The sequence below is a fragment of the Pseudomonas asplenii genome (assembly GCF_001293465.1).
Taxonomy (GTDB): Bacteria; Pseudomonadota; Gammaproteobacteria; order Pseudomonadales; family Pseudomonadaceae; genus Aquipseudomonas; species Aquipseudomonas fuscovaginae_B.
Window position 1 is genome coordinate 56,266 of record NZ_JSYZ01000006.1, and the last position, 16,439, is coordinate 72,704.

Here is a 16,439-nt window from a genome sequence, read left to right on the forward strand (position 1 = left end):
CAGATTATGCCGCTCACTCAAGAGCAGAAGAAACAGTACAAATCCATTGGCCACCATCTGAAACCAGTATTGACTGTGGCTGACAACGGTTTGACTGAAGGTGTGCTAGCCGAACTCGAGCGCGCCCTGAACGACCACGAGCTGATCAAGGTCAAGCTCAACATCCTCGATCGCGAGCAACGCCAGGCGCACATCGCGGAACTGTGCAAGGTCGGCAAGGCGGACCTGGTTCAGGTCATCGGCAAGATGGCACTGATTTATCGCCGCAACTTCGACGTCAACAAGCAACTGTCGAACGTTCACCGCTACAAGTGATACCCGGCAGGGTCAAGGGTACGCTTCGCGTGCCCTGCCACCCTCGCCCGGCACGGGCTGCAGCACCAGCACCAGGCCGGACAGGCCGAGCACCAGGTAACTGAACAACTGCCAGCGCAAGGCTTGCGGCTGCCAGTAACGCACCGCGAAATACATCGCGCACGCATACCAGCCCATCAACAGCAATTGCCCACGGGTATCGCGCCACAGGCTCGACCGACCTTCGGCAAAAACCAGCACCAGGACCTGCACGGTCACGCAGACCACTGCAAATCCCACCAAAAGGACGCCCAACTGAGCACCGATCTCCTCGATCAGCAACGGAGCCAGGCCGATTTGCGCAAGGACCGGCAACAGTCCCACATGCAATAGCCACAAGCCGCCGACCCAGAGCATCTGGGCCAGCTGCCAGAGCATGGCGCCCGCGCGTAGCGGGCGTCTGCGCTCAGATGTGACGGACTGCGACAATCTCGTACTCGATCACGCCACCAGGCGTCTTGACGGTCACGACATCGCCTTCTTCCTTGGCGATCAGGGCACGGGCGATGGGGGAAACCACCGAGATCTTGCCCTGTTTGATGTCAGCTTCATCCTCACCCACGATGTGATAGGTCACGCTCTCGTCGGTCTCGACGTTGGCGATCTCCACCGTGGTGCCGAAAATCACCTTGCCGGTGTGCGGAATAGTCGTGACATCGATGATCACCGCGTTCTGCAGACGACCTTCGATATCGCGGATCCGCGCCTCGACCATACCCTGCTGCTCGCGGGCAGCATGGTATTCGGCGTTTTCCTTCAGGTCACCCAACTCGCGGGCCGTGCCGATGTCCTGGCTCAGCTTGGGACGGACGACCTTGGTCAGGTGAGCGTGCTCATCTTCCAGGGCTTTGGCACCCTGAACAGTCATGGGGTACTTGGTTATGCTCATGCCTTCAATCCTGCGTGTAGATCCTGCAAGCGACGCACGGTCTTCTCGGGACCGAACTTGAGCGCTTCGCAGATGGCTTCGCCAGCAGCAATGGTGGTTGTGCAGTAGATCTTGTGCTGCAGCGCGTTACGACGAATGGAGTACGAGTCGGCAATCGACTGGCGACCTTCGGTCGTGTTGATGATCAGGGTGACTTCGTCATTCTTGATCATGTCCACGACGTGCGGACGGCCCTCGGTCACCTTGTTGACCCGGCGCACTTTCAGGCCTGCCGCCTCGATCACCTTGGCAGTACCGGCGGTCGCCACCACTTCGAAGCCCAAGTTGATCAGATCACGGGCCACGCCTGCAACCAGTGGCTTGTCGTCGTCACGCACGCTGATGAACGCGGTACCGCCGGTCGGCAGCACTTCGCTGGCCCCCATCTGCGCCTTGGCGAAAGCTTCGCCGAAGGTATCGCCGACACCCATCACCTCACCGGTGGACTTCATCTCAGGGCCGAGGATCGGGTCGACGCCTGGGAATTTGGCGAATGGGAACACCGCCTCTTTCACACTGTAGAAGTTCGGGATGATTTCCTTGGTGAAGCCCAGTTCCTTCAGGGTCTTACCAGCCATCACGCGGGCGGCGATCATGGCCAGGGACACACCGATGCACTTCGACACGAACGGCACGGTACGCGAGGCACGCGGGTTCACTTCGATGACGTAGATGTCCTCGCCCTGCAGGGCCAGTTGCACGTTCATCAGGCCGACCACGCCCAGTTCCAGGGCCATTTTCTTGACCTGTTCGCGCATCTCGTCCTGGATGTGCGCCGGCAGCGAGTACGGTGGCAGCGAGCACGCGGAGTCACCGGAGTGAACGCCGGCCTGCTCGATGTGCTGCATGATCGCGCCGATCACCACGTCGGTGCCGTCGCTGACCGCGTCCACATCCATCTCGATGGCGCAGTTGAGGAAGTGGTCGAGCAGGACCGGGCTGTCGTTCGACACCTGGACCGCTTCACGCAGGTAGCGCTTGAGCTCTTCCTCTTTGTAGACGATTTCCATCGCCCGGCCGCCCAGAACGTAGGACGGACGCACCACCAGCGGATAGCCGATCCTGCTGGCCGCACGCACGGCTTCGTCTTCGCTGCGCACGGTGGCGTTCGGCGGCTGACGCAGGTTCAGGCGCTCGACCATCTGCTGGAAGCGCTCACGGTCTTCGGCACGGTCGATGGCGTCGGGGCTGGTGCCGATGATCGGTACGCCGGCCGCTTCCAGGGCACGCGCCAGTTTCAGCGGAGTCTGGCCGCCGTACTGGACGATCACGCCTTTGGGCTTCTCGACGCGGACGATTTCCAGCACGTCTTCCAGGGTCACCGGCTCGAAGTACAGGCGATCGGAGGTGTCGTAGTCGGTGGAAACGGTTTCCGGGTTGCAGTTGACCATGATGGTCTCGTAGCCGTCATCGCGCAGCGCCAGTGCCGCGTGTACGCAGCAGTAGTCGAACTCGATGCCCTGACCGATACGGTTCGGGCCGCCACCCAGGATGATGATCTTGTCGCGGGTCGATGGGTTGGCCTCGCACTCTTCCTCATAGGTCGAGTACAGGTAGGCGGTGTCGGTGGCGAACTCGGCCGCGCAGGTGTCGACGCGCTTGTAGACCGGGAACACTTCCAGCTTCTGGCGGTGGGTACGCAGGTTCTTCTCGGTCACGCCCAGCAGCTTGGCCAGACGCTGGTCGGAGAAGCCCTTGCGCTTGAGGCGGAACATCAGGTCACGGTCGATGGCGGCCATGCCCAGGGTCTTGACGCGCTCTTCTTCCTTGACCAGGTCCTCGATCTGCACCAGGAACCAGGGGTCGATCATGTTCATGCCGAAGATTTCTTCGACGCTCAGACCGGCGCGGAAGGCGTCCGCCACGTACCAGATACGCTCGGCGCCCGGCACGGTCAGTTCGCGCTTGAGCACGCTCATGCTTTCCGGATTGCTCAGGTCGACTTTCTCGTCCAGGCCGCAGACGCCCACTTCCAGGCCGCGCAGGGCTTTCTGCAGGGACTCCTGGAAGGTCCGGCCGATGGCCATGACTTCACCCACCGACTTCATCTGGGTGGTCAGGCGCGCATCGGCCTGGCCGAATTTTTCGAAGGCGAAGCGTGGCAGCTTGGTGACGACGTAGTCGATCGACGGCTCGAAGGACGCCGGGGTCTTGCCGCCGGTGATGTCGTTCGACAGTTCGTCCAGGGTGTAGCCCACAGCCAGCTTGGCGGCGACCTTGGCGATCGGGAAGCCGGTGGCCTTCGAAGCCAGCGCCGAGGAACGCGATACCCGCGGGTTCATCTCGATGACGACCATGCGGCCGGTGTTCGGGCAGATACCGAACTGGACGTTGGAACCACCGGTTTCCACGCCGATCTCGCGCAGTACCGCCAGGGAGGCGTTACGCAGGATCTGGTATTCCTTGTCGGTCAGGGTCTGGGCCGGCGCCACGGTGATCGAGTCACCGGTGTGCACGCCCATCGGGTCGAAGTTCTCGATGGAGCAGACGATGATGCAGTTGTCCTTTTTGTCGCGGACAACTTCCATTTCGTATTCTTTCCAGCCGATCAGCGATTCGTCGATCAGCAGTTCCTTGGTCGGCGACAGGTCCAGACCACGGGCACAGATTTCTTCGAACTCTTCACGGTTGTAGGCGATACCGCCACCGGTGCCGCCCATGGTGAAGGACGGACGGATGATGCACGGGAAGCCGAGCTTCTCGAGGACCGCATTGGCCTCTTCCATGCTGTGGGCGATACCGGAACGCGGGCATTCCAGGCCGATGGATTTCATCGCCTTGTCGAAACGCGAACGGTCTTCGGCCTTGTCGATGGTGTCGGCGTTGGCGCCGATCATCTCCACGCCGAACTTCTCCAGCACGCCTTCGCGCTCCAGGTCCAGAGCGCAGTTCAGGGCGGTCTGGCCACCCATGGTTGGCAGCAGGGCGTCCGGACGCTCCTTCTCGATGATCTTGGCCACGGTGCGCCACTTGATCGGCTCGATGTAGGTCGCATCCGCCATGGCCGGGTCGGTCATGATGGTCGCCGGGTTGGAGTTCACCAGAATGACGCGGTAGCCCTCTTCGCGCAGGGCTTTACAGGCCTGGGCGCCGGAGTAGTCGAATTCGCAGGCCTGGCCGATGACGATCGGGCCGGCACCGAGAATCAGGATGCTTTTAATGTCTGTACGTTTTGGCATGGGTTTGTCACTCAAATCCGCGGGTCAGTCGGCAAGCCGTTGAACAATCCTTGAAGTTGCCGAGGGGGCCTCCGCGTGGCGGGGCCGCCCTGGGCGTTCAGGCAATCAACGACGCTTGGCCATCTCATTGATGAAGCGATCGAACAGCGGTGCCACGTCGTTCGGGCCCGGGCTGGCTTCAGGGTGGCCCTGGAAGCTGAACGCGCTCTTGTCGGTGCGCTCGATGCCTTGCAGCGAGCCGTCGAACAGCGACTTGTGGATAGCCCGGACATTGCCTGGCAGGGTCGCTTCGTCCACGGCGAAACCGTGGTTCTGGCTGGTGATCATGACGACACCGGTGTCCAGGTCCTGTACCGGGTGGTTGGCACCGTGGTGGCCGTGACCCATCTTGATGGTCTTGGCACCGGAGGCCAGGGCCAGCAGTTGGTGACCCAGGCAGATGCCGAACACCGGGATGTCGGTTTCCAGGATTTCCTTGATGGCCTGGATCGCATAGTCGCAAGGCTCCGGATCGCCAGGGCCGTTGGACAGGAACACGCCATCCGGGTTGAGGGCCAGGGCTTCGCTGGCAGGCGCCTGGGCCGGCAGCACGGTGACGCGGCAGCCGCGCTCGACCAGCATGCGCAGGATGTTCGACTTGATGCCGTAGTCGTAGGCCACGACGTGGTAAGGCAGGTCGGCGGCATCGATGGTCGCGTGACTGTCGGTCTTCAGTTCCCAGACGGTCGAACGCCACTCGTAGGCTTCCCTGGTGCTGACGACTTTCGCCAGGTCCATGCCCTTCAGGCCCGGGAAGCCGCGCGCTGCGGCGATGGCCGCTTCCTCGGTGATGTTGTCACCGGCCAGGATGCAGCCGTTCTGCGAGCCTTTTTCACGCAGGATGCGGGTCAGGCGACGGGTGTCGATACCGGCGATGGCCACGACATTGTTGGCCTTCAGGTAGTCAGACAGGGACAGGGTGTTACGCCAGTTGCTCGCCACCAGCGGCAAGTCGCGGATGACCAGGCCGGCCGACCATACACGGTTGGACTCGGCGTCTTGCGGCGTGGTGCCGGTGTTGCCGATGTGCGGGTAGGTCAGGGTAACGATCTGTTGGGCGTAGGAAGGATCGGTAAGGATTTCCTGATAGCCGGTCATTGCGGTGTTGAACACCACCTCACCAACGGTCTGGCCGTCGGCTCCAATGGCTTCGCCGCGAAAAATGCTGCCATCAGCAAGGGCAAGTATGGCTGGCTTAGTCAAGAAGACCTCCCGTAAATAAAGCCTGAAAGGGCGATCGCAGGTTGTAAAAAAGCGGAGTGACGTATGGACACGTCACCCCGCTTCTTTCACTGAATTATTCTGCGCGCTTTTAGTGGACACACTAAAGCTGTAGCTTACAGAAAAATGCTTTTTTAATCCACCGCTAATGAGCCTTGAAGGCCAGGAAATGCGACAGGACGTCGCCAAGCGGTGTGAGAGGCATGCGCCCGCTCCTGTCACACCCCTGCCGGAGCGCGGCTTGCCCGCGAAAGCGACCCCGAGGCCGCTAAAAGCTTCGCAGGCAAGCCCTGCTCCTACAAGAACGAGGCGCACCAGAAACAGGTGTCCGCCCTGACATCAATGCAGGTCGAGCACATCCTGCATGTCGTACAGCCCGGCCGCCTTGCCATCCAGCCACAGCGCCGCACGCACGGCTCCCTTGGCGAACGTCATGCGGCTCGAGGCCTTGTGGGTGATTTCCAGGCGCTCACCCTCGGTCGCAAACAAGACGGTGTGATCGCCCACCACGTCACCACCGCGCACGGTGGCAAAGCCGATGGTGTCACGCGCCCGCGCGCCGACATGACCTTCACGCCCATAGACCGCGACCTTTTGCAGGTCACGCTCCAGCGTATCGGCAATCACCTCGCCCATGCGCATGGCCGTCCCCGAAGGCGAGTCGACCTTGTGCCGGTGATGGGTCTCGATGATCTCGATGTCCGCATCCTCGCCCAGCACGCGGGCGGTCAGCTCCAGCAGTTTCAGCGACAGGTTGACGCCCACGCTGAAGTTGGCGGCGAAGACGATCGGAATGTCCTTGCCCGCCTCCACCAGCAACTGTTTCTGCTCGCCCGTCAGGCCAGTGGTACCGATGACCATGGCCTTGCCGGCCTTGCGGCAGAACGCCAGGTTCTTCAGCATCACTTCCGGCAGGGTGAAGTCGATCAATACATCGAACTCTTGCGCCACCTTCTCCAGGGCATCGGACAACGGCACGCCGATACGCCCCAGGGAAGCCAGCTCACCGGCATCGGCGCCGACCAGCGAACTGCCCGGACGCACCACGGCCGCCGTCAGGCCGGCAACCGGCACCTGCTGCTGTACCGCCTCGACCAGGATCTTGCCCATGCGCCCGGCGGCACCCATCACAGCTATACGTCGCATAAACGCTCCTTACAGGTCGCCGAAGAAGCGCTTCATGCCCTCGAACCAACCGCTGGCCTTGGGCGAATGGGAGCTGTCGACATCCAGCGAAGCGCGGAATTCTTCCAGCAGCTCGCGCTGACGACGGCTCAGGTTCACGGGCGTCTCGACGGCCACGCGGCACATCAGGTCGCCCGCCCCACCGCCACGCACCGGCGCCACACCCTTGCCGCGCAGACGGAACTGCTTGCCGGTCTGGGTGCCTTCCGGAATCTTCAGCTTGACCCGGCCATCGAGGGTCGGCACTTCCAGCTCGCCCCCCAGGGCCGCATCGACGAAGCTGATCGGCACTTCGCAGTACAGATGCTTGCCGTCGCGCTGGAAGATATCGTGCTCACGCACGTTGATCACCACATACAGGTCGCCGGTCGGACCACCCTGGGTGCCCGCCTCGCCCTCGCCGGACAGGCGAATACGATCGCCGGTATCGACGCCCGAAGGCACCTTGACCGACAGCGTCTTGTACTCTTCGACACGGCCCTGGCCATGGCAGGAGTCGCACGGATCGGAAATGATCTTGCCCTGGCCATGGCAACGCGGGCAGGTCTGCTGCACCGAGAAGAAGCCCTGCTGCATGCGCACCTGGCCGATACCGCCACAGGTCGGACAGGTCACCGGCGAAGAACCCTTCTTCGCGCCGGAACCGTCGCACGGCTTGCAGTTGACCAGTGTCGGCACACGGATATTCACGGTGGTCCCGCGCACCGCTTCTTCCAGGTTCAGTTCCAGGGTGTAGCGCAGGTCACTGCCGCGCTGGGCGCCGCCACGGGAACCGCCGCGACCACCACCAAAGAAATCGCTGAACACATCGCCGAAGATGTCGGAGAAGTTCTGCCCACCGAAACCGGCACCACCGCCACCCATGCTCGGGTCGACGCCGGCATGACCGTACTGGTCGTAAGCGGCGCGCTTGCTGGAATCGGACAGAACCTCGTAGGCCTCGTTGGCCTCCTTGAATTTCTCTTCCGCAGCCTTGTCATCCGGGTTGCGGTCCGGGTGATATTTCATCGCAAGACGACGATAAGCCTTTTTCAGCTCCGCCTCGCTGGAGCCACGCTCGACCCCCAATACCTCGTAATAGTCACGCTTTGCCATAAATTGCCCCTGAGGCCAGCACCCGAGCGTAGTCGCATGCTGTAAAAATTTGCGTACTCCAGACACGCCAACGCGGGAGCAAGCTCCCGCGCGGCGACATCCTACCAGTCACCGCGCAAACGCAGTCAACCGGCCGACCAACAAGCAGAATTACTTGTGGTCTTTGACTTCTTCGAACTCGGCGTCGACGACGTCGTCCTTGTGCGCTTCTTCCTGGGCAGGCTGCGCACCGGCTTCAGGCTTGGCGCCCTGCTCGGCGTACATCTTCTGCGCCACAGGTGCGGAGACCTTGGACAGCTCCTCGACCTTGGCGTCGATGGCTGCCTTGTCGTCGCCCTTCACGGCGGCTTCCAGGGCAACCACGGCGGCTTCGATCGCGGTCTTCTCTTCCGCGGTCACCTTGTCACCGGCGTCAGCGACCATCTTGCGAGTCGAGTGAACCAGCGCATCACCCTGGTTACGGGCAGCGGCCAGCTCTTCGAACTTGCGGTCTTCCTCGGCGTTCAGCTCGGCGTCGCGCACCATTTGCTGGATTTCTTCATCCGACAGGCCGGAGTTGGCCTTGATGGTGATCTTCTGCTCCTTGCCGGTAGCCTTGTCCTTCGCGCCGACGTGCAGGATGCCGTTGGCGTCGATGTCGAAGGTCACTTCGATCTGCGGCACGCCACGTGGCGCTGGCGGGATCTCGGACAGGTCGAACTTGCCCAGAGACTTGTTCTGCGCGGCCTGCTTGCGCTCACCCTGCAGCACGTGGATGGTCACGGCGCTCTGGTTGTCGTCGGCAGTCGAGAACACTTGCGACTTCTTGGTCGGAATAGTGGTGTTCTTCTCGATCAGCGCGGTCATCACGCCACCCATGGTTTCGATACCCAGGGTCAGCGGGCTGACGTCCAGCAGCAGCACGTCCTTCACGTCACCGGCCAGTACGGCGCCCTGGATCGCAGCACCCATGGCAACGGCTTCGTCAGGGTTGACGTCCTTGCGTGGTTCCTTGCCGAAGAAATCGGTCACGGCCTTCTGCACCAGCGGCATACGGGTCTGACCGCCGACCAGGATCACGTCGTTGATCGAACCGACGTCGATACCGGCGTCTTTCAGAGCGATGCGGCAAGGCTCGATGGTGCGCTGAACCAGGTCTTCCACCAGCGCTTCCAGCTTGGCGCGGGAGATCTTCACGTTCAGGTGCTTCGGACCGGTGGCGTCAGCCGTGATGTACGGCAGGTTGACGTCGGTCGACTGCGAGGACGACAGCTCGATCTTGGCCTTTTCGGCAGCTTCCTTCAGGCGCTGCATCGCCAGCGGGTCACCCTTGAGGTTCATGCCGCTTTCTTTCTTGAATTCGTCGACGAGGTAGTCGATCAGACGGATGTCGAAGTCTTCACCACCGAGGAAGGTGTCACCGTTGGTGGCCAGTACTTCGAACTGGTGCTCGCCATCGACTTCGGCGATCTCGATCACGGAAACGTCGAAGGTACCACCACCCAGGTCATAAACGATGACGGTGTGGTCGCCCTTGGCCTTGTCCATGCCGTAGGCCAGTGCGGCCGCGGTAGGTTCGTTGATGATGCGCTTGACGTCCAGACCGGCGATACGGCCGGCGTCTTTGGTAGCCTGACGCTGGCTGTCGTTGAAGTAGGCCGGAACGGTGATCACCGCTTCGGTCACGGCCTCGCCGAGGTAGTCTTCGGCGGTCTTCTTCATCTTCTTCAGGATTTCAGCCGAAATCTGTGGCGGAGCCATCTTCTGGCCGTTCACTTCAACCCAGGCGTCACCGTTGTCGGCCTTGGCGATCTTGTACGGAACCATCTTGATGTCTTTCTGTACGACTTCTTCGTCGAACTTGCGACCGATCAGACGCTTCACCGCGTACAGGGTGTTGTGCGGGTTGGTTACAGCCTGACGCTTGGCCGACTGGCCAACCAGGGTTTCGCCATCGTTGGCGTATGCAATGATCGACGGCGTGGTGCGAGCGCCTTCGGCGTTCTCGATCACCTTGACGTTGCCGTTTTCCAGAATGGAGACGCAGGAGTTGGTAGTCCCCAGGTCGATACCGATAATTTTGCCCATTTCACTCTCCCGAAACTTGGATTTTTTGCCGCAGCGGTTATTGCCAACTGCGGTAGCACTTAAACGCTTGACTTATAGATGGGGTCGCTACGACCGATTTCAAGCCTGCTCGTCGATAGTCGGCGAAACCGGTGCAACCGCCTTGCTCACCACCACCATGGCCGGACGCAGCAGGCGACCGTTGAGCTGGTAGCCCTTCTGGAACACCTTCAAGACGCTGTTCGGCTCGACATCGGCGCTCTCCTGCATGGCCATGGCCTGGTGCAGCGAAGCATTGAAGGGTTCGCCATGGGGATCGATGGCTTCCAGCTGGTGACGCTTGAAGGTGTCCTGGAACATCTTCAGGGTCAGCTCGATACCTTCGCGCATCGGGCGAATGCTTTCGTCATCGGGATTGGACAGCTCCAGGCCGCGCTCCAGGCTGTCCAGGATCGGCAGCAGATCACCGGCGAATTTTTCCAGGGCGAACTTGTGCGCCTTCTCGACATCCTGCTCGGCACGGCGGCGAACGTTCTGCAGGTCGGCGGCTACGCGCAACCCCTGGTCCTGTGCAGCGGCCAGTTGCTCTTCGAGCACCTGCACGCGGGTTGCCAGGTCATCGCTCGAAGCCTCGGCAGCCTGATTGGCTTCCTGATTTTGCGCATCCAGATTCTGTTCGTCAGCCATAAAAACCTCCTTTCAATATCGTCCGCGGGCTCGGCCCGCGCTTCTGCCCCCGTATATGGGGCCGCATTTTCCAGGTTCAAGTGCCCAAAACATGCTCTTCACCCGATCGATGGTGGCCATGCATCGCCGATCGCACTAAAAAATCCGGTCATTCAAGCGAATCGAACTAAAGGCAGGCATTGTCAGGCAAAATCAAAACACTGTATAAATAACCAGACCTGAACCTGGGAGCGGCCTTCATGCTGGTGCACCTGTCCGTACACAACTACGCAATCGTCGAGCACCTCGACCTGGAACTCGACCGCGGGATGAGCGTCATCACCGGCGAAACCGGTGCCGGCAAGTCGATCATGCTCGACGCCCTCGGCCTGACCCTCGGCGATCGCGCCGACAGCGGCGTGGTGCGGCCCGGCGCGGACAAGGCCGACATTCTCGCCACCTTCGACCTGCAGGACATCCCGGAGGCGCGCCACTGGCTCGCCGAACGCGACCTGGACAGCGACGGGCCGTGCATCCTGCGCCGGGTCATTACCGCCGAAGGGCGCTCCCGCGGCTACATCAACGGCTCGACCTGCCCCCTCGGCGACCTCAAGGCCCTGGGCGAACTGCTGATCGATATCCACAGTCAGCACGAACACCAGTCCCTGCTCAAGACCGACACCCACCGCCGCCTGCTCGACGAGTACGCCGGCGCCACCGACCTCGCCCGCCAGGTGCAGCTCGCGGCCCAGCGCTGGCGCCAGACCCGCCAGGAGCTGGAGCGCCTGTCCAACTCCGGCGACGAGCAGCGGGCGCGCCACCAGTTGCTCAGCTATCAGCTCGAAGAACTGGAAAACCTCGCGCTCGGCGAAAACGAGCTGGATGAACTGGAGCAGGAACACAAGAACCTGACCAACGCCGAGACGCTGCTCGGCGTCTGCCGGCAGGTGGTCGAGCAGTGCAGCGAAAGCGACTCGGGCAACGTGCTCCACGCCCTCACCACCTGCCTGAACCGCCTGACCAGCGTCAGCAACGGCTCCGGCGCCCTGGGCGAAGCCGCCAACCTGCTGGCCAGCGCACAGATCCAGGTAGAGGAAGCCGTCGGCGAGCTGAACCGCTTCGTCGACCACTTCGACGCCGACCCGGGCCGCCTGCAGTATCTCGAAGAGCGCCTGGACGCCATCTACACCCTGGCACGCAAGCACCGCATCCAGCCCACCGAGGTGGCGACCCTGCAGCAGAAGCTGCTGGACGAAATCGAAACCATGAACGCCAACGACGAGGCCATCGAACGCCTCGGCGAAGAACTGGCCGCCTACGCCCGGCACTACCAGGAGCGCGCCCGCGAACTCAGCGAACTGCGTCGCGAGGCTGCCACCGGCCTGGCCAGCGCGGTCGAGCAGGAAATCCAGCGCCTGGGCATGCCCGGCGGGCGCTTCAGCATCGAGCTGCACGCCAATACCAGCGACGAACCGCTGCCCTATGGCCTGGAACAGGTCGAGCTGCTGGTCAGCGCCAACCCCGGCCAGCCCCTCAAGGCCCTGGCCAAGGTCGCCTCGGGTGGCGAGCTGTCGCGTATCAGCCTGGCGATCCAGGTGATTACCGCGCAGACCTCACGCATACCGACCCTGGTCTTTGACGAAGTGGATGTGGGCATCGGCGGGCCGACTGCGGAAATCGTCGGCCAATTGCTGCGCCGCCTCGGCGACCGCGGCCAGGTCCTGACCGTCACCCACCTGCCGCAGGTGGCCGCCCAGGGTCACCATCATCTATTCGTGCACAAGGTGCGCGGCAGCGATGCGACCCACACGGCCGTGTCCAAGCTGGGCAAGACCGAACGGGTCGAGGAAGTCGCGCGGATGCTCGGCGGCATCGACCTCACCAAGGAGTCCATCGCCCACGCGAAAAAGATGGTGGTCACCGCCAAGAGCTGAGCCACAACATTTCAGGTAACAAAAAACACGAAGGCGACCCTGGGGTCGCCTTCGTTCATTTCACCGGAGCTGAATCCGCACGGCAGGATTACTTCTTCTTGCGTACGTACAGCACCAGGTTGTGATCCACCAGCTCGTAGCCATGCTGCTCGGCAATGGCGTGCTGGAGCTTCTCGATTTCCGGGTTGATGAACTCGATGACCTCGCCGGAATCCACGTTGACCATGTGGTCGTGGTGGCCGCCGTCCGCCAGCTCGAACACCGCATGGCCGCCATCGAAGTTGTGGCGGACCACCAGCCCGGCCGCTTCGAATTGGGTCAGTACACGGTAGACCGTCGCCAGGCCGACGTCCTCGCCAGCTTCCATCAGCGCCTTGTAGACATCCTCGGCACTCATGTGACGCTGCTCGGTGGAATCGAGCATCTGTAGAATCTTGACCCGTGGCAGAGTCACTTTTAAGCCAGCTTTGCGTAGTTCGCTATTTTCAACCATGGTCAGCTTTCTCGCCGATGCTGCTTCGCAGCTTCTCTTAATACGGGTATGATCGGGGTTTACGTTGTCCCAGCCAAGATAGTGGAAGTCGCCCACCGATGCAAAACACCAAGCTCTTGCTAACCAGTTTCACCTTAGTGGGACTGCTCGCACTCGCCGGTTGTTCATTCCCCGGGGTTTACAAAATCGACATCCAACAGGGCAATGTCGTCACGCAGGACATGATAGACCAGTTGCGCCCCGGAATGACCCGGCGGCAAGTACGGTTTATCATGGGCAACCCCTTGCTGACCGACACATTCCACGCCAATCGCTGGGATTATCTGTACAGCCTGCAACCGGGTGGCGGTGAGCGCCAGCAGGAGCGCGTCAGCCTGATCTTCAGTGACGACGACAAGCTGGTGAACCTCGCGGGCGACTTCATGCCCGGCGTGAGCCGTGACGAAGCCATTCTCGGCAAGGACAGCGGCACCACGGTCGAAGCCCCGGCGCAGAACACCGAAACGCCGAAGAAGAAGGAAAAGCCGGCCAAGCCAGGCTCGCTGCTCGACCAGATCCAGAAAGACGTCGATGGCGTGAAGACCGTGCCGGTTCCGACCCCGGAGCCGCTGGATACCTCGCCGCAGTAATATTGCGACGCAAAAAAGCCCGGCATGTCCGGGCTTTTTATTGCCTGCCAATCGGCGCAAGACTCCTTGTTGATCGTTCCCACGCAGGAGCGCGGGAACAATCAATCCTTCTACAAATTCTGCGCCCGCGCCCTGGCCGCCTTTTCCGCCCGCAACCGCCGAACCTCTTTCGGGTCCGCCAGCAACGGCCGATAAATCTCGATGCGATCCCCTTCAACCACTACCCTGGCCTCGGGATCACTCACCACCTTGCCGAAGATTCCCAACGGGCAGCCCGACAGATCGACCCCGGGAAACTGCTGGGCCATCCCCGACAAGCCAACCGCCGCCCGCACTGTCGTCCCCGCCGGCACCGACACCTCCAGCAGGCACTGGCGCCCGACCTCGGCGTACACCACCTCGATGGCCACTAACGACTCAGCCATTAAGTTGCTTCGCCCGCTGGCAGAACGCATCCACCAAGGTATTCGCCGCCTGGTTGAACAACGGCCCCAGCGTCGCACGCACGATGGGCCCGGCGTAATCGAAGGTCAGGTCGAGGCTGATCTTGCAGGCCTTCTCGCCCAGTGCCTTGAACACCCACACACCATGCAGTTGAGTGAACGGCCCCTCTTCGAGATTCATCTCGATCGACTGCCCCGGCACCAGGGTATTGCGCGTCACGAACTGCTGGCTCAGACCACCCTTGGCTACCGACAGCGTGGCGCGCATGTGCACGTCCGAGCTTTCCAGCACCTGGGAGGCCGAGCACCACGGCAGGAATTCCGGATAACGTGCGACGTCGTTCACCAGGTCATAAAGCGCCTGCGCCGGATAGGGCAGCAAGGCCGAACGTTGAATATGGGTCGTCATGTCAGCGTCAATTCCACGGCTGGGCAGCATACAAAAGAGGGCGCATTGTCCGGGATTCATCCTACGCGCTCAAGCACGCAGCTTCACCGTAGCCGACGGACGCGCAACCCCCTATAATGCCGCCCCTATGGCTAAACAGAAGAAACACCCTACAGGGACCATCGCGCAAAACAAAAAGGCGCGCCACGATTACTTCGTCGAACAACGGTTCGAGGCTGGCCTGGTCCTGGCCGGTTGGGAAGTAAAGAGCTTGCGGGCGGGCAAGGCACAACTGGTCGACAGTTACGTGCTGCTCAAGGATGGCGAAGCCTGGCTGTTCGGCAGCCACTTCACGCCGTTGACCACCGCCAGCACCCACGTCATCGCCGACCCGACGCGCACGCGCAAGCTGCTGCTCAACCAGCGCGAGCTGGAGAAGATCTTCGCCGGCGTGCAGCAGAAGGGCTACACCTGCGTCTGCCTCTCGCTGTACTGGAGCAAGCACCTGGTCAAGTGCGAGATTGCCCTGGGCAAGGGCAAGAAGGAATACGACAAGCGCGATACCGAACGCGAACGCGACGCCGGTCGCGAGCTGCAGCGTGCGGTGCGCAACAAGGGCAAGGAAGACTGACGCCCCGGGCACCGCCCTGTATGTAGGGGCCGGGCTTGCCCGCGAAGTTTTTGGCGGCCTCGAGGCCTTCTTCGCGGGCAAGCCCTGCTCCTACAGGTCCGTACCGCACACCAATTCCGAGTGCGGCCCGTCCACTGCGGAAGCCGGCCTGCTGGCGATTGCGATCCAAAGGCAACCGCTCCCACCCGAACAAACGCAACCGCCTGCTCAAATCCCCTTGCGCCGCTCCGCCCGCGCCACCCGCTGTGCCTCCTGCCTGACCTCCTCCAGCACCTCCTGCACATACAGGATATGCCGGCTCGACACCTCCCGCGCCTGCTCAGCCCGCCCCTCGATGATCGCCAGGTACAACTCCCGATGCTGCGCGATCAGCATGTCGCGCGTCTCTGTGCGCTGCTTGTACATCCCACCAATATTGGTCACCACATTACGCTTGAGCAGATCGAACAACCCACGAATGGTGTGCAGCAACACCGCGTTATGACTGGCCTCGGCAATCGCCAGGTGGAAGTTCGCATCGGCCTCGCCCTCCTCCGCGCGACTCACCTCGTCCGCCCGCGAATAACAGCTTTGCAATCGCTCGAACGCCACCCTCAGCCGTTCCCGATCCACTTCGGTGGCACGCATCGCCGCGTAATAGGCACAGGACGCCTCCAGCGTATGACGAAACTCGAGCAGGTCACGCTGGGCCTCGGGATTGTTTTCCAACAGGTGCAGCAGCGGATCGCTGAACGTCGAACCCAGCGTCTCCACCACGTAATTGCCGCCGCCCTGTCGACTGGCCAGCAGCCCCTTGGCCACCAGCTTCTGGATCGCCTCGCGCAACGACGGCCGCGACACGCCGAACTGCTCGGCCAACACCCGTTCGGCCGGCAGGCGCTCACCGGGCTTGAGCGTCCCCTCGAGAATCATCCCCTCGAGCCGCTCGACAATATCGTCAGACAAACGGCGCTGACGAATCTGATCAAACCCCATCACTCACTCCTCACGCTCCCGAGCCCTTGCCGGGGCTGCCTATTCTGGCCTATTGACGCCGCGCCAGCACCCACCAGAGAGCGTCTGAATCACCCGATCAGTTCCTTTTCCCGACCGCTGTGCGACGAAAGTTTCAGGGCGGCAAATTGACACATGCCCTGCAAGGCTTTTAACCTAGCGCTCAGCGATTGTAAATTGGTATTACCAATTACCCAAATCGACTTATCTGCGCC

Annotated in this window: 16 protein-coding genes; 4 read left to right on the forward strand and 12 right to left on the reverse strand. The window is 61.9% G+C overall.

All coding sequences use genetic code 11. The annotated features are described in order from the left end of the window. The first annotated feature begins 6 nt into the window (after positions 1 to 6). On the forward strand, positions 7 to 315 hold the full coding sequence (locus PF66_RS08965; protein ID WP_054058256.1) for a YhbY family RNA-binding protein: 309 nt from the start codon (positions 7 to 9) through the stop codon (positions 313 to 315). A 12-nt stretch (positions 316 to 327) separates the two neighbouring features. Here the strand turns inward: PF66_RS08965 and PF66_RS08970 are convergent, their stop codons facing one another. The 8 genes from PF66_RS08970 to grpE form a co-directional block, all read right to left on the reverse strand. Then, positions 328 to 732, reverse strand: a complete 405-nt coding sequence (locus tag PF66_RS08970) for a hypothetical protein (RefSeq protein ID WP_054058257.1) — start codon at positions 730 to 732, stop codon at positions 328 to 330. 28 nt (positions 733 to 760) lie between these two features. Next, entirely contained in the window at positions 761 to 1,237 is a 477-nt protein-coding gene (gene greA, locus PF66_RS08975; RefSeq protein WP_054058271.1) for a transcription elongation factor GreA, read from the reverse strand. Positions 1,238 to 1,239: 2 nt separating this feature from the next. Then, a complete protein-coding gene (carB, locus tag PF66_RS08980; protein ID WP_054058272.1) occupies positions 1,240 to 4,461 on the reverse strand; it encodes a carbamoyl-phosphate synthase large subunit in 3,222 nt (1,073 codons plus the stop codon). A gap of 105 nt (positions 4,462 to 4,566) precedes the next feature. Further along, a complete protein-coding gene (gene carA, locus PF66_RS08985; protein WP_054062491.1) occupies positions 4,567 to 5,703 on the reverse strand; it encodes a glutamine-hydrolyzing carbamoyl-phosphate synthase small subunit in 1,137 nt (378 codons plus the stop codon). 357 nt (positions 5,704 to 6,060) lie between these two features. After that, entirely contained in the window at positions 6,061 to 6,867 is an 807-nt protein-coding gene (gene dapB / locus PF66_RS08990; protein WP_054062492.1) for a 4-hydroxy-tetrahydrodipicolinate reductase, read from the reverse strand. 9 nt (positions 6,868 to 6,876) lie between these two features. Continuing rightward, entirely contained in the window at positions 6,877 to 8,001 is a 1,125-nt protein-coding gene (gene dnaJ, locus PF66_RS08995; RefSeq protein ID WP_054062493.1) for a molecular chaperone DnaJ, read from the reverse strand. Between the two features lie 150 nt (positions 8,002 to 8,151). Beyond that, complete coding sequence (gene dnaK / locus PF66_RS09000) at positions 8,152 to 10,068, reverse strand: molecular chaperone DnaK (RefSeq protein ID WP_054058261.1); 1,917 nt, start codon at positions 10,066 to 10,068, stop codon at positions 8,152 to 8,154. 99 nt (positions 10,069 to 10,167) lie between these two features. Next, positions 10,168 to 10,734 (reverse strand): nucleotide exchange factor GrpE, encoded by a 567-nt coding sequence (gene grpE, locus PF66_RS09005; RefSeq protein WP_017904117.1) that lies wholly within the window; start codon positions 10,732 to 10,734, stop codon positions 10,168 to 10,170. 239 nt (positions 10,735 to 10,973) lie between these two features. Here grpE and recN point away from each other — a divergent pair, with 239 nt between their 5' ends. Continuing rightward, positions 10,974 to 12,647, forward strand: a complete 1,674-nt coding sequence (gene recN / locus PF66_RS09010; protein ID WP_054058262.1) for a DNA repair protein RecN — start codon at positions 10,974 to 10,976, stop codon at positions 12,645 to 12,647. Positions 12,648 to 12,735: 88 nt separating this feature from the next. Here the strand turns inward: recN and fur are convergent, their stop codons facing one another. Next, the gene (gene fur, locus PF66_RS09015) at positions 12,736 to 13,140 is read right to left on the reverse strand and encodes a ferric iron uptake transcriptional regulator (RefSeq protein ID WP_026145177.1); all 405 of its coding nucleotides are present in this window, start codon (positions 13,138 to 13,140) and stop codon (positions 12,736 to 12,738) included. A 98-nt stretch (positions 13,141 to 13,238) separates the two neighbouring features. Here fur and PF66_RS09020 point away from each other — a divergent pair, with 98 nt between their 5' ends. Beyond that, positions 13,239 to 13,769: an outer membrane protein assembly factor BamE gene (locus PF66_RS09020; RefSeq protein ID WP_054058263.1), complete on the forward strand. Its 531-nt coding sequence runs from the start codon at positions 13,239 to 13,241 to the stop codon at positions 13,767 to 13,769. A 110-nt stretch (positions 13,770 to 13,879) separates the two neighbouring features. Here the strand turns inward: PF66_RS09020 and PF66_RS09025 are convergent, their stop codons facing one another. Together PF66_RS09025 and PF66_RS09030 are read right to left on the reverse strand one after the other, a co-directional pair. Continuing rightward, a complete protein-coding gene (locus PF66_RS09025) occupies positions 13,880 to 14,194 on the reverse strand; it encodes an RnfH family protein (RefSeq protein WP_054062494.1) in 315 nt (104 codons plus the stop codon). After that, positions 14,187 to 14,621, reverse strand: coding sequence for a type II toxin-antitoxin system RatA family toxin (locus PF66_RS09030; protein ID WP_054058265.1), 435 nt, complete (start codon positions 14,619 to 14,621; stop codon positions 14,187 to 14,189). The genes PF66_RS09025 and PF66_RS09030 overlap by 8 nt, the downstream gene beginning before the upstream one ends. Before the next feature lie 127 nt (positions 14,622 to 14,748). Between PF66_RS09030 and smpB the strand changes: the two genes are divergently transcribed. Then, positions 14,749 to 15,231: an SsrA-binding protein SmpB gene (gene smpB / locus PF66_RS09035; protein ID WP_010447282.1), complete on the forward strand. Its 483-nt coding sequence runs from the start codon at positions 14,749 to 14,751 to the stop codon at positions 15,229 to 15,231. A gap of 207 nt (positions 15,232 to 15,438) precedes the next feature. Here smpB and PF66_RS09040 read toward each other — a convergent pair whose 3' ends face one another. After that, positions 15,439 to 16,206, reverse strand: a complete 768-nt coding sequence (locus tag PF66_RS09040; protein ID WP_054062495.1) for an FCD domain-containing protein — start codon at positions 16,204 to 16,206, stop codon at positions 15,439 to 15,441. Positions 16,207 to 16,439: the final 233 nt, after the last annotated feature.

Excerpts from the sequence above, each read along its gene's own strand:
- PF66_RS08970 (WP_054058257.1), bottom strand. The coding sequence starts at position 732 with ATGCTCTGGCAGCTGGCCCAGATGCTCTGGGTCGGCGGCTTGTGGCTA.
- grpE (WP_017904117.1), bottom strand. The coding sequence starts at position 10,734 with ATGGCTGACGAACAGAATCTGGATGCGCAAAATCAGGAAGCCAATCAG.
- PF66_RS09030 (WP_054058265.1), bottom strand. The coding sequence starts at position 14,621 with ATGACGACCCATATTCAACGTTCGGCCTTGCTGCCCTATCCGGCGCAG.
- PF66_RS09040 (WP_054062495.1), bottom strand. The coding sequence starts at position 16,206 with ATGGGGTTTGATCAGATTCGTCAGCGCCGTTTGTCTGACGATATTGTC.
- recN (WP_054058262.1), top strand. The coding sequence starts at position 10,974 with ATGCTGGTGCACCTGTCCGTACACAACTACGCAATCGTCGAGCACCTC.
- PF66_RS09025 (WP_054062494.1), bottom strand. The coding sequence starts at position 14,194 with ATGGCTGAGTCGTTAGTGGCCATCGAGGTGGTGTACGCCGAGGTCGGG.
- PF66_RS08965 (WP_054058256.1), top strand. The coding sequence starts at position 7 with ATGCCGCTCACTCAAGAGCAGAAGAAACAGTACAAATCCATTGGCCAC.
- dnaK (WP_054058261.1), bottom strand. The coding sequence starts at position 10,068 with ATGGGCAAAATTATCGGTATCGACCTGGGGACTACCAACTCCTGCGTC.
- dapB (WP_054062492.1), bottom strand. The coding sequence starts at position 6,867 with ATGCGACGTATAGCTGTGATGGGTGCCGCCGGGCGCATGGGCAAGATC.
- carB (WP_054058272.1), bottom strand. The coding sequence starts at position 4,461 with ATGCCAAAACGTACAGACATTAAAAGCATCCTGATTCTCGGTGCCGGC.
- smpB (WP_010447282.1), top strand. The coding sequence starts at position 14,749 with ATGGCTAAACAGAAGAAACACCCTACAGGGACCATCGCGCAAAACAAA.
- dnaJ (WP_054062493.1), bottom strand. The coding sequence starts at position 8,001 with ATGGCAAAGCGTGACTATTACGAGGTATTGGGGGTCGAGCGTGGCTCC.
- PF66_RS09020 (WP_054058263.1), top strand. The coding sequence starts at position 13,239 with ATGCAAAACACCAAGCTCTTGCTAACCAGTTTCACCTTAGTGGGACTG.
- fur (WP_026145177.1), bottom strand. The coding sequence starts at position 13,140 with ATGGTTGAAAATAGCGAACTACGCAAAGCTGGCTTAAAAGTGACTCTG.